At 57.4% G+C, this 18,743-nt stretch carries 18 protein-coding genes and 1 tRNA gene; 6 read left to right on the forward strand and 13 right to left on the reverse strand.

Translation table 11 applies throughout. From position 1 onward, the window contains the following. Window positions 1-160: 160 nt before the first annotated feature. The 9 genes from J2X72_RS18315 to J2X72_RS18355 form a co-directional block, all read right to left on the reverse strand. Window positions 161-631, reverse strand: a complete 471-nt coding sequence (locus J2X72_RS18315) for a YbaK/EbsC family protein (RefSeq protein ID WP_310074248.1) — start codon at window positions 629-631, stop codon at window positions 161-163. Next, a complete protein-coding gene (locus J2X72_RS18320) occupies window positions 628-1,437 on the reverse strand; it encodes an MBL fold metallo-hydrolase (RefSeq protein ID WP_310074250.1) in 810 nt (269 codons plus the stop codon). Before J2X72_RS18320 ends, J2X72_RS18315 begins: the two co-directional genes overlap by 4 nt. After that, window positions 1,430-2,221, reverse strand: coding sequence for a TatD family hydrolase (locus tag J2X72_RS18325; protein WP_310074253.1), 792 nt, complete (start codon window positions 2,219-2,221; stop codon window positions 1,430-1,432). Before J2X72_RS18325 ends, J2X72_RS18320 begins: the two co-directional genes overlap by 8 nt. A gap of 4 nt (window positions 2,222-2,225) precedes the next feature. Continuing rightward, window positions 2,226-3,773 carry a methionine--tRNA ligase gene (metG, locus tag J2X72_RS18330; RefSeq protein ID WP_310074256.1) on the reverse strand — a complete coding sequence of 516 codons (1,548 nt, stop codon included), beginning with the start codon at window positions 3,771-3,773 and terminating at the stop codon, window positions 2,226-2,228. Between the two features lie 93 nt (window positions 3,774-3,866). Then, on the reverse strand, window positions 3,867-4,925 hold the full coding sequence (locus J2X72_RS18335; RefSeq protein WP_310074259.1) for a DNA polymerase III subunit delta': 1,059 nt from the start codon (window positions 4,923-4,925) through the stop codon (window positions 3,867-3,869). Further along, window positions 4,922-5,593, reverse strand: coding sequence for a dTMP kinase (gene tmk / locus J2X72_RS18340; protein WP_310074262.1), 672 nt, complete (start codon window positions 5,591-5,593; stop codon window positions 4,922-4,924). Before tmk ends, J2X72_RS18335 begins: the two co-directional genes overlap by 4 nt. Before the next feature lie 244 nt (window positions 5,594-5,837). Beyond that, window positions 5,838-6,974, reverse strand: a complete 1,137-nt coding sequence (locus tag J2X72_RS18345; RefSeq protein WP_310074638.1) for a D-alanyl-D-alanine carboxypeptidase family protein — start codon at window positions 6,972-6,974, stop codon at window positions 5,838-5,840. 61 nt (window positions 6,975-7,035) lie between these two features. Continuing rightward, window positions 7,036-8,289 (reverse strand): septal ring lytic transglycosylase RlpA family protein, encoded by a 1,254-nt coding sequence (locus tag J2X72_RS18350; protein WP_405044743.1) that lies wholly within the window; start codon window positions 8,287-8,289, stop codon window positions 7,036-7,038. 301 nt (window positions 8,290-8,590) lie between these two features. After that, window positions 8,591-11,032, reverse strand: coding sequence for a mechanosensitive ion channel family protein (locus J2X72_RS18355; protein WP_310074268.1), 2,442 nt, complete (start codon window positions 11,030-11,032; stop codon window positions 8,591-8,593). Between the two features lie 244 nt (window positions 11,033-11,276). Here J2X72_RS18355 and J2X72_RS18360 point away from each other — a divergent pair. Continuing rightward, window positions 11,277-11,366: transfer RNA gene (locus J2X72_RS18360), tRNA-Ser, on the forward strand. A gap of 97 nt (window positions 11,367-11,463) precedes the next feature. On the opposite strand, the gene J2X72_RS18365 is transcribed toward J2X72_RS18360, so the two are convergent. After that, window positions 11,464-11,688 carry a hypothetical protein gene (locus J2X72_RS18365; RefSeq protein ID WP_210003764.1) on the reverse strand — a complete coding sequence of 75 codons (225 nt, stop codon included), beginning with the start codon at window positions 11,686-11,688 and terminating at the stop codon, window positions 11,464-11,466. Between the two features lie 544 nt (window positions 11,689-12,232). Here J2X72_RS18365 and J2X72_RS18370 point away from each other — a divergent pair. Beyond that, the gene (locus J2X72_RS18370) at window positions 12,233-12,964 is read left to right on the forward strand and encodes a hypothetical protein (protein ID WP_310074272.1); all 732 of its coding nucleotides are present in this window, start codon (window positions 12,233-12,235) and stop codon (window positions 12,962-12,964) included. A 175-nt stretch (window positions 12,965-13,139) separates the two neighbouring features. Here J2X72_RS18370 and J2X72_RS18375 read toward each other — a convergent pair whose 3' ends face one another. Genes J2X72_RS18375 through J2X72_RS18385 form a run of 3 tightly spaced genes read right to left on the reverse strand, consistent with a single transcriptional unit; the run spans window position 13,140 to window position 15,109 of the window. Continuing rightward, a complete protein-coding gene (locus J2X72_RS18375) occupies window positions 13,140-13,829 on the reverse strand; it encodes an urease accessory UreF family protein (protein WP_310074275.1) in 690 nt (229 codons plus the stop codon). Between the two features lie 3 nt (window positions 13,830-13,832). Beyond that, a complete protein-coding gene (gene ureG, locus J2X72_RS18380; RefSeq protein WP_310074278.1) occupies window positions 13,833-14,483 on the reverse strand; it encodes an urease accessory protein UreG in 651 nt (216 codons plus the stop codon). 53 nt (window positions 14,484-14,536) lie between these two features. After that, a complete protein-coding gene (locus J2X72_RS18385; RefSeq protein WP_310074281.1) occupies window positions 14,537-15,109 on the reverse strand; it encodes an urease accessory protein UreE in 573 nt (190 codons plus the stop codon). 336 nt (window positions 15,110-15,445) lie between these two features. Between J2X72_RS18385 and J2X72_RS18390 the strand changes: the two genes are divergently transcribed. Genes J2X72_RS18390 through ureC form a run of 4 tightly spaced genes read left to right on the forward strand, consistent with a single transcriptional unit; the run spans window position 15,446 to window position 18,665 of the window. After that, the gene (locus J2X72_RS18390) at window positions 15,446-16,312 is read left to right on the forward strand and encodes an urease accessory protein UreD (RefSeq protein ID WP_310074284.1); all 867 of its coding nucleotides are present in this window, start codon (window positions 15,446-15,448) and stop codon (window positions 16,310-16,312) included. 24 nt (window positions 16,313-16,336) lie between these two features. Next, window positions 16,337-16,639: an urease subunit gamma gene (gene ureA, locus J2X72_RS18395; protein WP_210003770.1), complete on the forward strand. Its 303-nt coding sequence runs from the start codon at window positions 16,337-16,339 to the stop codon at window positions 16,637-16,639. Window positions 16,640-16,648: 9 nt separating this feature from the next. After that, the gene (locus J2X72_RS18400; RefSeq protein ID WP_210003771.1) at window positions 16,649-16,960 is read left to right on the forward strand and encodes an urease subunit beta; all 312 of its coding nucleotides are present in this window, start codon (window positions 16,649-16,651) and stop codon (window positions 16,958-16,960) included. Window position 16,961: 1 nt separating this feature from the next. Next, window positions 16,962-18,665, forward strand: a complete 1,704-nt coding sequence (ureC, locus tag J2X72_RS18405; protein WP_310074290.1) for an urease subunit alpha — start codon at window positions 16,962-16,964, stop codon at window positions 18,663-18,665. Window positions 18,666-18,743 lie beyond the last annotated feature (78 nt).

Here is an 18,743-nt window from a genome sequence, read left to right on the forward strand (position 1 = left end):
TCATTCATATTCAACTGACGGAAACGACAGGGCATTGCATCCTCCTGAAAACAAAGAGGGTTTAGTATCTGTTGCAGTTGAAAATAGAATGTGCCCCTGCGGGATCCAAAGATCACATAAGATAGATTATGGAACTAACATATGTGGGCAAACAGGCAATTCAGTCCGCAATATCGGCGATTTGCGCCTTTGCGGCTCTGGCCAATGCCTTTGGCTCGCTCGGGAAAACGAAGTTGGTTCCCCCGGCTGCAGCCCACACTACATCAAACTGCATGAGGCTTTCGTCGGCATAAGCCTTGATGTCGATTAGATGTCCCAACGGCGAAACACCGCCAATGGCAAAGCCGGTTTCCTTGCGGATATATTTGGGATCAGCCCTATGCAATGCTTCGCCGGTAAGCCTGGCAGCTTTGGCGAGATCGAGCTTGCGTGGACCCGAAACGAGAAACAAATAAAGGCTTTGCGTATCAGCGCCTTGAAAAATCAAGGATTTGACGATCTGCTCGACTGTTACGCCGCACTGGATCGCCGCGTCTTCAGCCGTGTGGGTCGAATCGGACATTTGGCGAATTTGGATCTCAAGGCCCGCCTCATGGGCTGCCTGACGCACGCGCTCGACGCTCTTGCTCATAGTTCGACCTCAAATGACAAACCATCATAGGCCGGCTCGACATTATCCGGAGTCTCTCGCAGCACAGTTCCATAATCCAGGGGTATGTGCATATGGGTCAAAATTGCTCGATGCGGCTTTAGCTTTTCGATCCATTCAATTGATTCATTTAATGAAAAGTGGCTTGGGTGCGTTCTGTATTGTAGCGCGTCGATAACCAACGTATCGAGATCGAAGAGTTGTGCTGCGGTCGTGTCGGGAAATGCGCTGACATCCGAGCAATAGGCTACATCGGCAATCCGGAAGGCTAGCGAAAGAATATCCCCATGGATCTGCGGCAGCGGCAGGAAGCGTATCGCCCCGCCCGGCCCGTCAATGTCGAAGGCTTCGTGATGAATAATCTCGTGCGGCCGCAGGATTGGCGGATAACTCGAACCTTCCGGGGTTTTGAAGCAATAGCCGAAGCCTTCCATCAGGCGCCGCTGGGTCATCGCATCAGCATAGATATTCACCAAGTCGCGGCGATCGATGACAAATGTGCGCAGATCGTCCAGACCGTGGATATGGTCTGCATGCGCATGGGTATAGACGACCGCGTCGAGCTTTCCGGAGCCGAAATCGATCATCTGCGAGCGAAAATCCGGTCCCGTGTCGATGATCACGGTCGTCACGCCGCCATGATGCGCAATTCGCTCAACCAGCATGGCTGCGCGCCGGCGCCTGTTCTTTGGTTCGTTCGGATCGCAACTGCCCCAATCGCCATTGATGCGTGGTGTGCCCGGAGACGAACCGCAACCAAGAATGGTGAAACGCAAGCGATCAGGCATCTTTGGTTGGCCTTGGCATCTTGGTGAACAGGCGGAACACGTTGTCGGTTGTTATTTTACCGATCTCGTCATCACTGACGCCAATCGTCTCAGCGAGCACAGCGGCCGTATGCCGGACAAAGCTTGGCTCGTTTCGATGGCCGCGATGCGGCATCGGTGCAAGATAGGGTGCATCGGTCTCGACCAGGAGCCGATCTCGCGGCACGTTTTTGGCGATTTCACGTATCTCAGGTGAATTCTTGAACGTCAGAATGCCGGAGAACGACACATAGCCGCCGAGTTCTACGCCCACTCGCGCAAGTTCCGCGCCGGACGAAAAACAGTGCAAGATGAAGGGGAAAGCGCCCTTCCCTGTTTCTTCCGTCAGAATTGAAATCATATCGTCGTCGGCAGCACGAGCGTGGATGACCAATGGCAAGCCGGTGGCGCGAGAAGCAGCAATATGGGTGCGGAAGCCATGCGCTTGCGCTTCCGGAGGGGCATAGTCGTAATGGTAATCAAGGCCTGCTTCGCCGATAGCGACCACCTTCGGATGCTCCGACAAGCGGATCAGGTCCTCCATCGTCACATCGAGCTCTTCGTGCGCATTGTTGGGGTGCGTTCCAACTGATGCGTAGACAATGTCATACTGTTCCGCGATCTTTATGATATCGCCGAAGCGCCGGACGCGCGTGCAGATCGTTACCAGCCGCGTGATGTTATAATCCAGCGCGCGCTGAATGATGGTGTCGCGTTCCTCGGCAAAATCCGCAAAATCGAGGTGGCAATGACTATCGACAAGCATGGAATTAGTCTGCTTTTTCTGCTTCGACATAGCGCGGAAAGATCGGCTGCGGTGCCGGGAGATCCGTGCCAGGTATCAATTTGCCATCCTTCAAATCTGCAAAATCCCGCTTGTCCGCCGGCACAGCCAGAATATCGAGCAGCTTGGCCGCTGATCCTGGTATGAACGGCTGACACAGAATGCCAACACGCCGGATCACTTCTGCCGTCACATAGAGGACCGTTTCCATGCGTACCGGATCGGCTTTCTTAAGTGCCCACGGTTCCTGTGCGGCGAAATAACGGTTAGCTTCGGCCACAACACCAAAGATCGCTGCCAGTGCCTGATGGAGCGCTTGGTTGCCAACAGCCTTGCGCGCGGTATCGAGCGCCGCGACGGCCTGATCGAGAATAGCCTTGTCCGCGTCAGTCAACGCACCCGGCTGTGGAACCTTGGCATCGCAGTTCTTTGCGATCATCGACAATGAACGCTGCGCCAGATTGCCGAGGTCGTTGGCGAGGTCGGCGTTCGTCCGGTTGACGATCGCCTCGTGGCTATAATTGCCATCCTGACCGAACGGGATTTCCCGCAGCAGGAAATAGCGCAATTGATCGAGGCCGTAATGCTCTACCAAAGCAGCCGGATCGATGACGTTGCCAACCGATTTGGACATTTTCTCGCCGCGGTTGAACACGAAGCCATGGCCGAAAACGCGCTTAGGCAGTTCGATACCGGCGGACCATAGAAAAGCTGGCCAGTAGACCGAATGGAAACGGATAATATCCTTGCCGATGATATGAACGTCAGCAGGCCAATAGCGCCAACGCTCTGCCTTTTCATCGGGATAGCCCGCGGCGGTGATGTAGTTGGTCAGCGCATCGACCCAGACATACATGACGTGTTTTTCGTCGCCCGGAACCGGAATTCCCCAATCGAAAGTTGTGCGCGACACGGACAGGTCCCTGAGCCCGGATTTGACGAAGGAAACCACTTCGTTGCGCCGCTCATCAGGGCCGATAAACTCGGGATTTTCGCTATAGAGTTTGAGCAAACGATCCTGATAGGCTGACAGGCGGAAGAAATAACTTTCTTCTTCTATCCATTCAACCGGCGCGCCCGTTGGAGCATAGCGCACATTGTCAGCGCGCAGTTCTGTCTCTTCTTCCTGGTAATAGGCCTCATCACGCACCGAATACCATCCGGCGTAACCACCTTTGTAGATGTCACCGGCATCGGCCATTTTCTGCCAGATGGCTTGAGATGATTTGTAGTGCCGCTCTTCGGTTGTGCGAATGAAATCATCATAGGAAGCATTCAAAAGATGCCCCATATCACGGAAAAGCTTGGCATTTCTGTCGGCGAGTTCTCGTGGCGCAATGCCCTCTTTGCGCGCCGTCTGCAGCATCTTGATGCCGTGTTCGTCCGTGCCGCTCAGGAACAGTACGTCCTTGCCGTCGTGACGATTGAAGCGCGCGATTGCATCGGTTGCGATCAGCTCATAGGCATGGCCGATGTGTGGGCTACCGTTAGGATAGGAAATAGCAGTTGTGATGTAAAATGTTTCGCGGCTCATGCGTGACCTGATTTCGGCTTGGTTTGGGCGTCTTGGGAAAAACGTCTGGCTGACATAACGCAAGTCGGACCCGATTGCCATACCGGCAGACCTCTATCTGCCCGATAGCGCTCGGTGCATTCTCTCGAGGAAAATGAGTACGGTCTGCTTGCGGTCGAGATTGAAAGCTGCGGCCTCCCTCGCCTCGTTCTGCATGTCCTGCCAGAAACCGGACCAGCGGTTGGCATGGGAAACGTCGCCCTGCTCTGCGCTGAGCCGCGCCCTCAATGCAATGCGCCCCAGCAGATCGTCGAGAAAAAGATCGTATTGGATCTCGGCATCGCGTCCCGACAGTGCCGTTGCCAACGCCTGGGCTTTGGGCACGTCGAACACAGGATTGCTCAGGATGGCGTCGGTTGCCCCCGAAATTTCCAACCCGCCAAATGCCAGCAACAAGGCGGCTTTTCGAACACTACCGTCCGCATGGGCAATGAGTGAATCCGCATCGGGTAACTGCCTGGTATCAAGATCGATCGCCGACAGAGCAGCGAGCAGGTCCTGGCGTTCAAGCGGTTCAAAACGGATCGACTGGCAGCGCGAGCGGATTGTCGGTAATAACCGGCCGGAGGAATGCGAGATCAGAATGAACAGGGTTCGCTGCGGCGGCTCTTCAAGAGTCTTCAGTAACGCATTGGCTGCATTCCGATTCATGTCATCTGCAGGATCGACAATGACGATCCGCCATGCGCCATCATGGGAGGTCCGGTTTAGAAAATGCGCGACCCGCCTGATCTCATCAACCGTGATGCCGGTCTTGAACTTGCCGGTCTTGGTATCTATCGGGCGGCTAATATGCAGCACGGACAGATGTGTTCCGCTCGCGAGCTGCCGATAGGGCGCCACTGCAAAATCCGGCTCAGCAAGCGTCAGTGGCGCCTCGCGTTCCGCGGGGTATTTCAAAATGTGACCCGCCAAATGAAACGCTAAAGTTGCCTTGCCGACACCCTGTGCACCCTCCAGCAATAGTGCGTGGTGCATCTGGCCCGACTGATAGGATTGCGCGAGAAAAGACCTTATCCCGGTGTGACCGAACAATGCGGGATTGGCCGAAGGTGCAGGGACACCATCGATGGTATCGTGGGTTGCCGGGACGTCGAGGGTGGTGTCGCTCATCTCGCTGCCTCGATACCTTGCTTCGTCTTCAGGCCGCGGATAATCTTCAACTCGTCGACCAGTGCGGCGATGTCAGCGGCAATTTCATCGGCGGGGCGATCGGCACTGATCACCTTGCAGCGCTCGGGCTCTGCGGTTGCAATGGCAAGATAGGCGCCGCGGCGCTTGCGGTGCAGATCGATCGTTTCCTTTTCGAAGCGGTCGGCAGTCCCTGCCCCACGCCGTGCATGGGCGCGTTGCAGACCGACCTCGGCCGGCAGGTCGAGGATGATCGTCATATCCGGCATGAGACCGTTAATGGCGGCGCGTTCGATAGCGCGCATCAAATCCGGATCGAGATTGCCGGTCACGCCCTGATAGACGCGGCTGGAGTCGATGTAGCGGTCGCAGAGCACCATCTGGCCGGCCTTCAGCGCTTGACGTATAACTTGCTCCACATGGTCGTTGCGCGCCGCGGCAAACAGCAAGGCTTCCATGGCCGGGCCGAAAGGTTCGGCGGCGCCGCTCAATATGACATGGCGCACGGCTTCCGCTCCGGGCGAACCGCCTGGCTCGCGCGTTACCAGCACATCATCGCCATCGGCGCGCAAATGATCCGCTAACCGGCCAATCTGCGTAGATTTGCCGGCGCCCTCGCCGCCCTCAAATGTTATGAATAGTCCTTGCACGCTATCAGCTGTCTTTCGATGCGGAGTCACTGTCTATTGCAGATGGTTCTAGAGCCTTTCATAGCTGGATGGAAGCGTTCTGCCCGATGGAGTTTGGTTCAAGGTCGAGGGATTTGGCGAGACCGATTGCCTTTCAGGCGATGCCGAACCCGAAGGAATTGGGCCAAATTCACCGGACGGAACGCTTCCAGCCTACGATGAAAGGGCTGGCGCTCGCAAATGAGAAGGACGAGGCGGGATTGTCCTAGAAATCCAGTCGCCGGACCCAACCTGTCGTCAATTCGAATACCGCGTCGAGCGAACGTTTTTTCAGATCACCACTCTCAACTGCCTCTGCCGTATAGACCGGCGTTTCCTGGACGAGCGCATCACCGATCCAGATCCGTAATGTGCCGACCGGCTGATCAGCTTTCAATGGTGCCACCAACGGCCCTTGATAGACCACGTGCGCCTTCAGACGGTCGCGATTGGCCGCAGGGATGAGAATGCTGATTTTCTCGTGCGCTTTAAGAGCGACAGCGGATTTGATCCCGCCAAACACACTGGCCTCGCCAACGATTTCACCCTTAGCGAAGAGGTCAGCCTCCTCGAACGCTTGATAGGCCCATTCGAAAATGCGCTTGGCTTCCTCGGCGCGTTCCTTGTCGCTTGCGAGGCCGCTTAGCGCAACGATGTAGCGCCGTCCGTTTCGCTCCGTGGCGCCGACGATACCGTAGCCGGACTGTTCGGTGTAGCCTGTCCCCATGCCGTCTGCGCCGATATCGAGGCGCAGCAGTGGGTTGCGATTGCGCTGGAAGATATTGTTCCAGGTGAAACTGTCCTGCGCATAGGTTCCGTAATATTCGGGATATTCGTGTTTGATGTGGCGTGCCAGAGTGACTAGATCTGTCAGCGAGACTCGTTGCTTCGGATCAGGTAGGCCGGTCGAGTTGGTGAAGGTCGAGCTCTTCAGCCCAATTTCTTTCGCCCGGGCGTTCATCATCTCGGCGAATTTCTGTTCCGAGCCGGCAATGCCCTCGGCGAGGACAATACAGCCATCATTGGCCGATTGGACGATGACCCCCTGGATCAAGTCGCCAACGCTGACGGAGGATTTCAGTTTGGCGAACATGGTCGAACCGCCCGATGGCGCGCCGCCTGTTCGCCAGGCATTTTCGCTCACTATATATTGTGTCGATGGCGTGATCTCGCCTGTCTTGAGCGCGTGGAAGACGACTTCCATGGTCATCAGCTTGGCCAGTGCGGCAGGTTCGATCAGTGTTTCAGGTGATTTTGCATAGAGAATCGTGCCGGTCTGGTCCTCGACCATCAGCGCCTGTTTGGCCTTGGTATCGAACAGCGCATCCTGGGCGTTCGTCCCGCTAGCTGAAGCGAGAGCCATGGCCACGCCAAAAACAAAAATATGAAATGGCGCAGTCAGAGAACGTCCAAGCCGTTCGATATCAATTGCCGTCATCACGGACGACGAATGCATCGACGGCACCAGCATTCCACGCCGCCTGAAGCAGAGTGTCGGCGTTCTTTCCAGCGCTTGCCCGCGCGATCATCGCGATACGAGGCCCTTCGGGGCTGGCGATTTCAGACAGCTCCATCTTGCCAAGCGGGCGCAGCGCGGACATCACCCGCCCGGCTTCTGCCTTGTTGGCAAACAGGCCGACATCGATATATTCACCCGAACCACTGGCGGCTTGCGGCATGTCGCTCATACCCTTCCATGCGGCCGAAACAGCCTCTGGTGAAAGCAGGCTATTTGCGGCTTGCGCGGTGCTGTTTGCACTGGCCACTCGCTCACTGGCGTAGGAACTGATGAATGGAGACACCTGCTTGCCGCCCTTGAGCGAGCCAATCAGGATCGTTGGCTTGTCATCAATATAGGGCCCGATCAGCGGCAGAACCGGAACGATGTCCATGTTGAAGGAAAGTCCTGAATCGTCCACGGGGGCCATTGCCTGCTGGGGTGCTGCGAGCTGAGCCGCCTGATCGTTCAGGGACATTGGCTGGCTGCCGAGGCTCGCCACCTGGATACCGGCTGGCTCAGGCCGCGCCATGCCTGGAATGGCGACCGGTGCATGCTGCGTCGGCGTCGGACCGTTCATGGCGATCATCACACCCGAAGCTGGCTGACCAATCGGATCCGGAGCGTTGGGGCCGCGGTAGGAAGCCATCAGGAAATTATCATCGCGCCCTTCCAGTGGCGCACGCCCGACATATTCGACCTTCACATTGGCTGTGCCAGTATCATGATAGTCGAGGACCTGCGCTGCACGTTGTGAAAGATCGATCAGGCGATTGCTGTGATAGGGGCCGCGATCGTTGACGCGGACGATAACCGAACTGCCATTGGTCAGGTTTGTAACACGGGCGTAACTCGGCAAAGGCATTGTCGGATGCGCGGCCGAGAGGTGATTCATATCGTACACTTCGCCATTGGCAGTCAGGCGGCCATGGAAGGCGGACCCATACCAGGATGCCCTGCCCTTGCGGACATAACCCGGCTCTTCCCTGGGATAGTACCACTTACCTGCAACCTGATATGGCCGGCCGGTCTGGTTGCGCCCCCCGCCACGCGGCATGTTGCGGAAATCGGTGACGACGCGTGGACTCGCCTTCACACCATATTCTGATTCGGCGAAATATTCCTTGCCGTGGGTCCGCTTGGCGACTTTGACCTGCGGCGACGATGCACAGGCTGCCATTAATGCGCCCACTGCAACTACTCCCACAACGCGAAAAGCTTTGGCTTTTGACAATGCAAACCGCCGGCCGCGCGGGCCGCCCCCAAGGATTTTGTAATTTGATAAACAGATCAGAATGCCGGCGCAACCCCGAGACCCATGATGGCAGCCGCGCCAAGTGTATAAATGCCACCGATAGATTGATACCAGCTTAACAATATCTGGCGGCGGCTCTCTATTATCGGGTTGTTGAACCCCACCAGCGGTATGCGTTGGTGATTGGTTCACTTTTTGTGTTCGACGGACTCATACTATGAGTTGTTCAGTGTTTGATCTTCTTTGTTTCGGAAGCGAGCTTGTCTCTCACCCGGTCGGTCAGCATCTCGACGATGGATTCGGCATCTTCGAGATGGAGGTTCACGTCGCGTTGCGGATAAGGAATCTCGATCCCCTCCTCGGCAAAACGGTCGATCAAAGTGAAGCGAATTTCGTTCTGGACGGTGCCGGAGTTGGATAGATCCGCGAGATGGACGCGGATCTCGAACTGCATGACTGACTCGCTGATGGCGCTAAACGCGACAAACGGTTCCGGGTTCTTCAAGACAAGCGGGTGACCGCGCGCAATCTCCATCAGGATGGCATGTACACGACGGGGGTCGACCTTGTGCGAAACGCCGATCGGAATATCCACGCGGCCGAGTTTGTTGCGATGCGTCCAGTTCCCCACACTGCCGTTGATGAAGGATGAGTTTGGAATAATGAGGGACTGACGCTGGAAGGTTTCGACCTCCGTTGCCCGGACGCTGATCTTCTTGACAATGCCGCCGACGCCGCCGGTCTCGATCCAGTCGCCGACCTTGAAGGGACGCTCCGCCAGCAGGATGAGACCGGACACAAAATTCGAGACGATCGCTTGCATACCGAAACCGATACCAAGCGAGAGACCGCCCGCAACCAACGCCAGACTCGACAGGTTGATGCCGGCTGCCGAAATGCCTATGACGCCTGCAATGCCAAGGCCGAGATAGCCAACAGCGGTGCGGATCGAATTGCGTACACCCGAATCGAGCCTGCCGCGTGCCATGACCCGATTGTCGAGCCAGCCCTGAAACCAGCGCGTAAACCCGTAGAACAGCGCGAACAACAGGACGCCGATTGCAATCGAAACCAATGAAATATTAACCGAGCCAATCTGGAACCCTGTCGCGATTGCGACGAACCAGGCCGACATTTCGCTCCATTGGAATCCCCACAGCAGGAGTATTATCGGAATACCGAGCGCTACAACGAAGATATTGATGACAATGCTCAACACCAGACCGAGCTGGTCGAGCGAAGTCTCATCCAGACCAAAACGGGTCTGCACCGCCCGTCCAAGCTTGGTTCCCGTAAGCGCATTCTCATCGGATACCGCGCGAGCCGTCAGGAAGCCCAGGTACATCGTGACGACCACGGCGCCATTGATAACAATCTGCTGCGACACGAAGCGTGCCAGCCCGATATAACCGAGAAGCGCAGCGACGATAGGGACGAGACCGATCGCATAGAGGAAAAGCCGCATCACCCTTGGCCAGGGTTTGATATTGCCGGTTTCTTCGTCTTCGAGCGGCCTCAGCGAGGCCATCGCGATGATGAGCAGGCCCACCAGAACGGTAGCAAAAAGACTTTTTGCGACGGTCAACGACAATGGCGAACCAGCGATCTGATTGATCGTATCGGCGATATAGTCGAGTCCGGTGATCGTTGCTGTGGCCGTGATCAACACCATGAGGATACGGCCTGGTCGCGGCGCTATCCGCACCAGACGCCAGTTGGGTGCACCCGGACAGATGACCGCCTGCGCCAGGGCATGGACGAAATACACGATGCCAATGACGCAAAAGAGCATATAGATCAGTGATGCGATATCCGGTCTCAACACATTGAAATAATTAAGAAATAAGTAGGTTGTGACAAGGAAGACCACCACCGTCAACGATCGCATGAGCGTCGACCAGAACGCGACGGCGAGACGGCTCAGGTAAGATGGCGACTCAATCGTCGCATCACGCAGATAAAGATGGCCGAGCGTCCGCTGACCGCCTATCAGCAATACGAGTGCCGCGATCGCCGCAAAAAAGGCGGCCGCCAGCATCGATTGCCATTTGAAGGAAACGACGAAGCGCCACCAGGATGAAACCACCTGATTCATCGTTCGTATTTCTTGGCCGTAGGCGTCGGCGACTTCGCTACCGAGCGAATAGTTGATGTTGACGCGCTGCGAAAGCGTGTTGGTGAACAATTCGCGCCGTGCATCCACCGTCCGCTCAATCATACGGTTGGCCGCGATCAATTGATCCTCGGTCTCGCCCAGGACGGCATTGATTTCGGCTTTCTCGGTCGTGAGTTTCGCCCGCTCATCGGTGACGATCTGCGCCTCCGGCGGCTGGCCCTGGGCCGGTGGCGGACCGAGCTGATCCAGCCGCGAATTGATCTCCGTGACACGCGGTCTGAACGATACACCGATGTCCAGCAATTTTTTGGCGCTGGCCTCCAGATTGAGGCGCAGATCTGCCAACGCAGCGTCGGTATCGGCCTTCTCCATCTGTTGGGCATAGTCTGCGATTTGCTTCTTCACGGCATCGATTGCGGGCCGCTGTTCCGCGACAATGCCCGGGGCAGCGGCCGGCGCAGGCGTCTGGGCGGCAGTCGAATTTACCGCACCAGCGAGAATCAAAACTGTAGAAATCGCCAGAAGTATCTGGCGGACGCAGGAAGGAATCACAGGGTCAAATCCATGTAAAAACAGTTTTCATGGCACGATTGCCCGTTCATATCGGCACAATCAAGGCATTTTACGCTTTATGAGGCCAGACAGGCCACCGGACTGGTAGTTTGAACAGCCGTTAGGTGGACGACACTGACGAGGTTGACGCCGCAATTCGAAAGGCTATATAGACCGCGCACAGCGTTCGTAGCATTCTTTTGGCCTTCGCCAAAACATTGGATGTCAAACGTTCCAGCAGGTTGGAGGGGTGGCCGAGCGGTTTAAGGCACCGGTCTTGAAAACCGGCGTAGGTGAGAGCCTACCGTGGGTTCGAATCCCACCCCCTCCGCCAACACCCCTTCCCATCCGTTCCGCACGGTCCTTAAACCCCTTGTGCAATAGGGTCAGCGATCGCATCCAGCGCGCTAGCTGACTTGCGGCCAATTTGGCTATCCCGTGCGTTTGCTTTCACGTCCGCAAATGCGCCCGGAAGCCCAGGGGATGACTTCTTGACCATCGTCTGAATATTTCACGGCCACAGCAGCTTCGGAATTCGACACGACAGTTGCCTGCACCCATTCCTCTTCACCCTGGCCGGCTCCGCCTCGAAGCACTTTGACGAGATCGCCCGGTTGTAGCGAACTGAGTTTGTCGCCGGTATCTGGATTTTGCATGGCAATTCCTCCTGATACATAACTCCCATCAGACCAAGAAGTTGCCGCTCCGGGGAGCGTTAGCCCCAATATGGCGTTGCGCTGAGACCGAGATGGTTTCTTCCAAGCATCTGCGCCAACTCAGAAGGTCAATCTTCCGCAAATGACTGCATCTGAAGCCATGTGGCGCGGTCCACGAGCACAAGATCGTCAAAGGTGATTTGGACGGTCATGGCACGCTGACACGCGGAGAATTCGTCACTGATTGCGTTGATTATGGAGCCGACAAAAAACATCTGCACTGTGCCGATGAATCCGCAGCAATGCTGGTTCTCATAACGAGTGGGTGCCCTATCAGCCTCTCGGCAGCGCAATCTCGATGTCCAGAGCCACGACGAGCGCGGTAAGGATCATTAGCGCCGCCAGTACGGCTACACCGACCGTCAAATTTAAATGTCCTCCAGCGGGAGCCATTTGCTGTCTCCATGCGTTACAATGAATTAAGGAATGCGACAGATTTGTGATGGTTTTGTGACATGTCAAGTATATGCGAAACAGGTGGTCGATGAGCGTCCGTTTCACCGACGCGGCCAATAGCGACGTTGCGTTAGGAGCGCGCACGCTGGTCAAGCCGGGCTGGGTGTTTGCGCTGGCCTGTGTCGTTTCCGCGTTGCTGCTCGGTGCAGGTTTTATGCAGGATCTGATCCTCTATTCTGGTGCCAAGCCTGAACTCTCCCACAAGATATGGTTGCTCGACGTCGATTCAGAGGACAGCGCGTTTACGTGGCTTTCTGTGGTGGTAGCGTTTTCCGCAGCATGGTTGCTTTTTCTGGCAAGCAGGGACGCAGCCATGCGTGGCAGCAGGCTTAAATACCACTGGTTTGCGCTCACAGTACTTTTTCTGTTGCTTTCGTTCGACGAATTCGCAGGCATCCATGAAAAGATTTCTGCCGCATTGTCGGGACGGATGGAGCACACCGGCCTGATGTATTTTGCCTGGGCAGCGCCAGCCGGTATCCTCAGTCTGATCGGTTTGGCTGCCTTTATTCCCTTCATCAGATCCTTTCCCTTGACGCTCGCTGGGCTCCTCCTGCTTTCAGCTCTGGTCTTCCTTGGCGGCGCCGTCGGATTCGAGATGATTGGCGGCAGCGTTGCTGAGGTTGAAGGGATTGAATCATTCCGGTACCGAATATTGACGAACATCGAGGAAGGTCTTGAAATGGCCGGGATACTGATCTTCATCTATGTGTTGCTGTGCCACCTGAAGCGTTCGGGAGCAATACAGCCCAGCGCCTGATCCCACATTCTGCCGGATATCTCGCTGACAGAACGCCAGAGCCTACATCCGTGAGATCGATCGAACCACCGACGGTGCCTTTTCGCCGGTATCCATCTGCACTTGGTTTGGACGGATTGCTTCGCAACGGACGCTTCTGCGGACTACGCTTGGGATACTGCAGCTGAGTGCTGGGTCAGGACTGAAAGAGTCGGCTGTATTGCGTTTCGTGCCAAGCGCTTGCCATGGCCAGGGCCGGAACCAGATTACCAATGTCCTCGTCGGTTATTGAGCAGGCGCGGATGACCGCATCCTCTACCCATGCGACAGATTCTACGAGGATACGTTGGCCCGCCGTGTGACCGAGCGGGACCAACCTGATAGCTGCCGTGGTCTGTCCTTCGACGTAGACCCACATCAAACCTCTAAGAGCCCACATCGGAGTAATGTGCCAATGTTGCGAGGCGAGGGCAAAGGCAGCAGCATAGGTCAATTCATAACCATGGTTATGCTTGGCGGCAGGCACATCCAGGTCGACGAGGAGCCGCAGGAGCGCCTCTCCCAAACGCTTGTCCTCACGCTGGAGTTCGCGACTTTCGCGACCTGCCGCCAACCATGCATTCACCGACCGGAATCGGTCCTCATCACCCGCTTCCAAGGCCGTAGCCATACGCCACAAAAGTGCACCGTCAAATTGTGCTATACTTGTTTGAAGTGTGCCTAGAATCCAGTCGCGAGCTGTCCCCTCGTCGCATACCCATCCAGCAGCGACCGCCGCCTCAAGGCCCCTGGAAAATGCGAAGCCGCCAACAGGGAGGCTTTGGCTTACGAGGCGCAGCAAGTGCAGTAGCGATGCTTCCTGGTTTCTGGACGAAAGGGCATCCATCAATCATGTCTCCTGCGAGGCAGCCTCTTTGTGAGGCTCCGCTTTCAGACCGCCGTTCTCGACTATGAAGTCGATCACGGCATCCACGCCCTTATTGCGTGACAGATCAGTGAAACCGAACTGCCGGCTCCCTCGCATTCGCGCCGCGTCGTTCCGCATAACGTCGAGATCGACATTCACATAAGGGGCTAGGTCGCTCTTATTGATGACGAGGAAGTCGGAGCGGGTGATGCCGGGCCCGCCCTTGCGCGGGATTTCTTCACCCTGGCAGACCGAGATGACATAGAGCGTCAGGTCGGCGAGATCGGGCGAGAACGTTGCCGCGAGGTTGTCGCCGCCGGATTCAATGAACACGATGTCGAGCCCCGGAATCCTGCGGTTCATCTCGGCGATCGCCTGTAGATTAATCGAGGCGTCCTCACGGATCGCCGTATGCGGGCAGCCGCCGGTCTCAACGCCCATAATGCGGTCTTCGGATAAGGCCTGTCGGCGGGCCAGTATAAGCGCGTCTTCCTTGGTGTAGATGTCATTTGTGATGACGGCGATAGAGAATCGGTCACGCATCGCCTTGCAGAGCTTCTCGGTCAGTGTGGTCTTGCCGGAGCCGACGGGGCCGCCGATACCTATGCGAAGAGGTCCGTTTTTCGATATCATGAGCACTCTGGCCTTCTTTAGCGGGGATCGGTGACGTCCGGCCGTTGCCGGTTTCATTCGTGGCCGTGACCACCGGAGCCATGATGGTGATCATCGTGGTGATGGCCATCATTGTGACTGTGGGCATGCGTATGCGTGTGCGCCGCGTGCGAATCGCGCCCATTGACATGAGCAGACTCGCTTTGGCCGAAATGGGCACCCCGCACCGGATGGAACTGCGCGACAATCTCCTCTACCCTCGCGCCAAGCCCCTCCAGCATCGCCTTGATAACATGGTCGCGCAGGATCAGGATTCGACTCGGGTTTATCGCGGCCGCGAGATGGCGGTTGCCGATGTGCCAGCTGAGTTCCATCAGATGCACCGAATTCTCGCCGGATATCTCATAGAGCTGTTCTTGGGCGGCGACGACCAAGACCTCGCCTCCACCGTCCAGCACAAGACGGTCTTCGTTCTCCAGCACGACGGGTTCAGCCAGGTCTACAAGCACCTTGCGACCGTCGACCAGTTCGATTACCCGCCGGCGGAGATGACGTTCGTCATGCTGTAACACCGCACGGCCGAGTGGCGATAGGAGGTCGTCGGCCGGGACCTCCGATGCCCGCCTTACAGCAACTGCCCTCAACATTCCATGTCCTCCGTCTCAGACCCGTCGAGCGACAATGAATCACAACAGCTTACAACGCCAGCGCGCTTTCCAACTTCGGAGTACCGCAAGGCGAATGACAAAGCATCGCTCCTTTTGGGAATAAAGGAAAGCGGGAAAACCGAATTGGAACGCAAAGCCAAATATTGAGACGCAATGTATAGAAAGACAATGTTGAAGTTGACGCGTTCAACTTTACTATTGCGATGTAGCATTCTCCATGTAATAGATTGATATAGGGAAGTCGCGAGGTTCGCTCAAAGAGCGACCCATCTTCGGAGCACGAATCGAGTGAAACCCCTGTTTGCCGAAAGTGCCATGCCTGATCGCGTCGTAACAGATCACGCGCGTTATACCGCTGTGCCAAGCCACTGGCCTGCTGAGTTAGAGCTGTGGTTCGCGACGAGCGCAGGCAAAACCCGTCTGATGCGGCGTCGGCATTATGGGCCACTCGTCGTCCAGAAGCCGTTCCACCCGGAAAAAGACGGCACCTGTCACGTCTATCTCCTGCACCCGCCTGGCGGCATCGCCGGCGGCGACCAGCTCGACCTTCGCTTCCATCTCGGCGTCGAGGCGCGCGTCGTCCTGACGACACCAGGAGCCACCAAATTCTACCGCAGCGAGCACGGCCGCAGCACCCAATCGACCACGATCGACGTCGGCGCTAACGCCGTCTGCGAGTACCTGCCGCAGGAGATCATCGTCTTCGACGGTGCCGATGCCAGCATCGACACGCGGGTGACGCTGCAGGCGGGTTCGATCTATGTCGGCTGGGATTTCATCTGCCTCGGTCGCCCGGCAGCCGACGAGCGGTTCGAAACCGGTAAACTGCGCCAGCGAATCGAGATCGTCCGAGACGGCAAGCCCATCTGGTTCGAGCAACTGCACCTTCCGAGCGGCTCTGCGATCCAGTACGCATCCTATGCGCTGGCAGGTCAACCAACCTGGGGAACCATGGTCTATGCCAGCCCCGCGGCCGAGGACGCGGCAGAACGGGTGCGCGACGCCGTCGGCAGCCGGGGAGATCGCGTGTTCTCGGTCAGCCAGCTCGAGCAGGTGGTCGTCTGCCGCTATCTCGGGCCGAGGGTTTCGGAAGGCAAGGCACTCTTCGCACGGGCATGGAATACGCTCCGTACCTCATGCCAGGGCAAGGTCGCCAACACGCCGCGCATTTGGGCCACATAACACGATACGATCAGAGGACCGGCGATGGAACTTTTACCACGAGAGAAAGACAAGCTTCTCCTGTTCACCGCGGCATTGGTGGCCGAGCGCCGCCTGTCTCGTGGCGTCAAGCTGAACTACCCGGAAGTGGTCGCCTACATCTCGGCGGCGATCCTGGAGGGCGCCCGCGATGGCAGGACGGTGGCTGATCTTATGTCCTACGGCGCTACGCTCTTGGCCCGCGATCAGGTCATGGAGGGTGTGCCGGAGATGATCCACGACATCCAGGTCGAAGCGACCTTCCCGGACGGGACCAAGCTGGTCACAGTCCACAACCCGATACCGTAGGGGCACGTCATGATTCCAGGCGAATTCATCCTCGAGGACGGCAACATCGAGCTCAATGCCGACCGACAAAAGCAGTCGATTGATGTTGCTAATTCCGGTGATCGGCCAATCCAGGTCGGCTCGCATTACCACTTCTACGAGACAAACACGGCCCTTCTGTTCGATCGTGAGAAGTCGAAGGGCTTCCGGCTCAACATTCCGGCTGGAACTGCCGTCCGTTTCGAGCCGGGACAGGAGCGTACCGTCGAGTTGGTGGCGCTGGATGGCGACCGCGCCGTCTACGGCTTCAACGCGAAGGTCATGGGAAAGCTGGAGGTTTGAGATGGCGAGCATCACACGTGAAAACTACGCTTCGCTCTACGGCCCCACCAAGGGTGACAGGGTGCGGCTGGCCGACACCGAACTGATCATCGAGATCGAGGAAGACCGCACCATCTATGGTGAAGAAGTCACCTTTGGCGGCGGCAAGGTCATCCGCGACGGCATGGGCCAGGGCCAGGGCCTCGCGGCCGACGTCGCCGATCTGGTGATCACCAATGTGATCATCCTCGATCACTGGGGCATCATAAAGGCCGATGTCGGCGTCAAAGACGGCCGGATCTCCGGCATCGGCAAGTCGGGCAATCCCGACATCCAGCCCGGAGTCACGATCGTCATCGGCCCCGGAACAGACGTCATTGCCGGCGAGGGCAAAATCCTCACCGCCGGCGGCGTCGACACCCACATACACTTCATCGCCCCGCAGCAGGCCGAGGAAGCGCTGACCAGCGGCACGACGACGCTTGTTGGCGGCGGCACCGGCCCCACAGTCGGCACGCTCGCCACCACCGTGACACCCGGGCCCTGGTACATCCACCGCATGCTGGAAGCGACCGAGGAGTTGCCGATCAATGTGGGACTGCTCGGCAAGGGCAATGCCTCGCTGCCAGAGCCGCTGCGCGAGCAGATCCGGGCCGGGGCCATTGGCCTGAAACTGCATGAGGACTGGGGCACGACGCCGGCGGCGATCGACAATTGCCTGACCGTCGCCGACGAGATGGACATACAGGTCGCCCTGCACTCAGACACGCTGAACGAGAGTGGTTTTGTCGCCGATACCTTTGCCGCGCTGAAGGGCCGCGGCATCCACTCGTTCCACACGGAGGGAGCCGGCGGCGGCCATGCGCCGGACATCATCACCGCGGCCGGTCAAGAGAACATCCTGCCTTCCTCCACCAATCCGACGCGGCCCTACACGATCAACACCATCGACGAGCATCTCGACATGCTGATGGTATGCCACCACCTGAGCCCGCAGATACCCGAAGACGTCGCCTTCGCCGAATCCCGCATTCGCAAGGAGACGATCGCTGCCGAGGACATCCTGCACGATCTCGGCGCCTTCTCGATGATGTCCTCGGACTCGCAGGCCATGGGGCGAATTGGCGAGACGACGCTTCGCTGCTGGCAGACCGCCCACAAGATGAAGGTGCAGCGAGGCGCGCTACCCGAGGACAACGAACGCAACGACAATTTCCGCTGCAAGCGCTATATTGCAAAGTACACGATCAACCCGGCCATCACACATGGTTTCGCCCATGAAATTGGTTCGATTGAAGTCGGCAAGCGCGCCGATCTGGTGCTGTGGAGGTCTGCCTTCTTCGGCGTCAAGCCGTCGCTGGTCATCATGGGTGGCATGATCGCCACCGCGCCGATGGGCGACCCGAACGCCTCGATCTCGACGCCGCAGCCGGTGCATTACCGGCCGATGTACGGTGTCATCGGTCGGGCTCGCGGCAAAACCGGGGTGACCTTCGTCTCGCAGGCGGCGCTCGATGACAATATCGGCGAAAAGCTGCAGTTGCAGAAACAGCTCGTGGCCGTCAAAGATATGCGCGGCGTCCGCAAGAAAGACATGATCCACAACTCGCTGACGCCGATGATCGAGGTCGATCCTCAGAACTACCAGGTACGCATCGACGGCAAGTTAATCACCTGCGAAGCGGCCCAAACCCTGCCGATGACGCAGCGCTATTTCCTGTTCTGATCCGGTACCGGTGCCGGTGGCGGAAGACACGAACCCCTTCGGACCGAACATGTCCGGTGGGATTTTTCGCAGGGGAGA

This window comes from Phyllobacterium sp. 1468, from assembly GCF_031455525.1.
Taxonomy (GTDB): domain Bacteria; phylum Pseudomonadota; class Alphaproteobacteria; order Rhizobiales; family Rhizobiaceae; genus Phyllobacterium.

Bases quoted from the DNA above. Each gene is read 5' to 3' on its own strand.
- J2X72_RS18345 (WP_310074638.1), bottom strand. From the start codon at position 6,974: ATGGCTCTCGCTTCAGCTAGCGGGACGAACGCCCAGGATGCGCTGTTC.
- ureC (WP_310074290.1), top strand. From the start codon at position 16,962: ATGGCGAGCATCACACGTGAAAACTACGCTTCGCTCTACGGCCCCACC.
- J2X72_RS18320 (WP_310074250.1), bottom strand. From the start codon at position 1,437: ATGCCTGATCGCTTGCGTTTCACCATTCTTGGTTGCGGTTCGTCTCCG.
- ureG (WP_310074278.1), bottom strand. From the start codon at position 14,483: ATGATATCGAAAAACGGACCTCTTCGCATAGGTATCGGCGGCCCCGTC.
- J2X72_RS18400 (WP_210003771.1), top strand. From the start codon at position 16,649: ATGATTCCAGGCGAATTCATCCTCGAGGACGGCAACATCGAGCTCAAT.
- ureA (WP_210003770.1), top strand. From the start codon at position 16,337: ATGGAACTTTTACCACGAGAGAAAGACAAGCTTCTCCTGTTCACCGCG.
- J2X72_RS18325 (WP_310074253.1), bottom strand. From the start codon at position 2,221: ATGCTTGTCGATAGTCATTGCCACCTCGATTTTGCGGATTTTGCCGAG.
- J2X72_RS18370 (WP_310074272.1), top strand. From the start codon at position 12,233: ATGAGCGTCCGTTTCACCGACGCGGCCAATAGCGACGTTGCGTTAGGA.
- J2X72_RS18385 (WP_310074281.1), bottom strand. From the start codon at position 15,109: ATGTTGAGGGCAGTTGCTGTAAGGCGGGCATCGGAGGTCCCGGCCGAC.
- J2X72_RS18315 (WP_310074248.1), bottom strand. From the start codon at position 631: ATGAGCAAGAGCGTCGAGCGCGTGCGTCAGGCAGCCCATGAGGCGGGC.
- J2X72_RS18365 (WP_210003764.1), bottom strand. From the start codon at position 11,688: ATGCAAAATCCAGATACCGGCGACAAACTCAGTTCGCTACAACCGGGC.
- J2X72_RS18335 (WP_310074259.1), bottom strand. From the start codon at position 4,925: ATGAGCGACACCACCCTCGACGTCCCGGCAACCCACGATACCATCGAT.
- metG (WP_310074256.1), bottom strand. From the start codon at position 3,773: ATGAGCCGCGAAACATTTTACATCACAACTGCTATTTCCTATCCTAAC.
- J2X72_RS18375 (WP_310074275.1), bottom strand. From the start codon at position 13,829: ATGGATGCCCTTTCGTCCAGAAACCAGGAAGCATCGCTACTGCACTTG.
- J2X72_RS18350 (WP_405044743.1), bottom strand. From the start codon at position 8,289: ATGGCAGCCTGTGCATCGTCGCCGCAGGTCAAAGTCGCCAAGCGGACC.
- J2X72_RS18390 (WP_310074284.1), top strand. From the start codon at position 15,446: ATGCCTGATCGCGTCGTAACAGATCACGCGCGTTATACCGCTGTGCCA.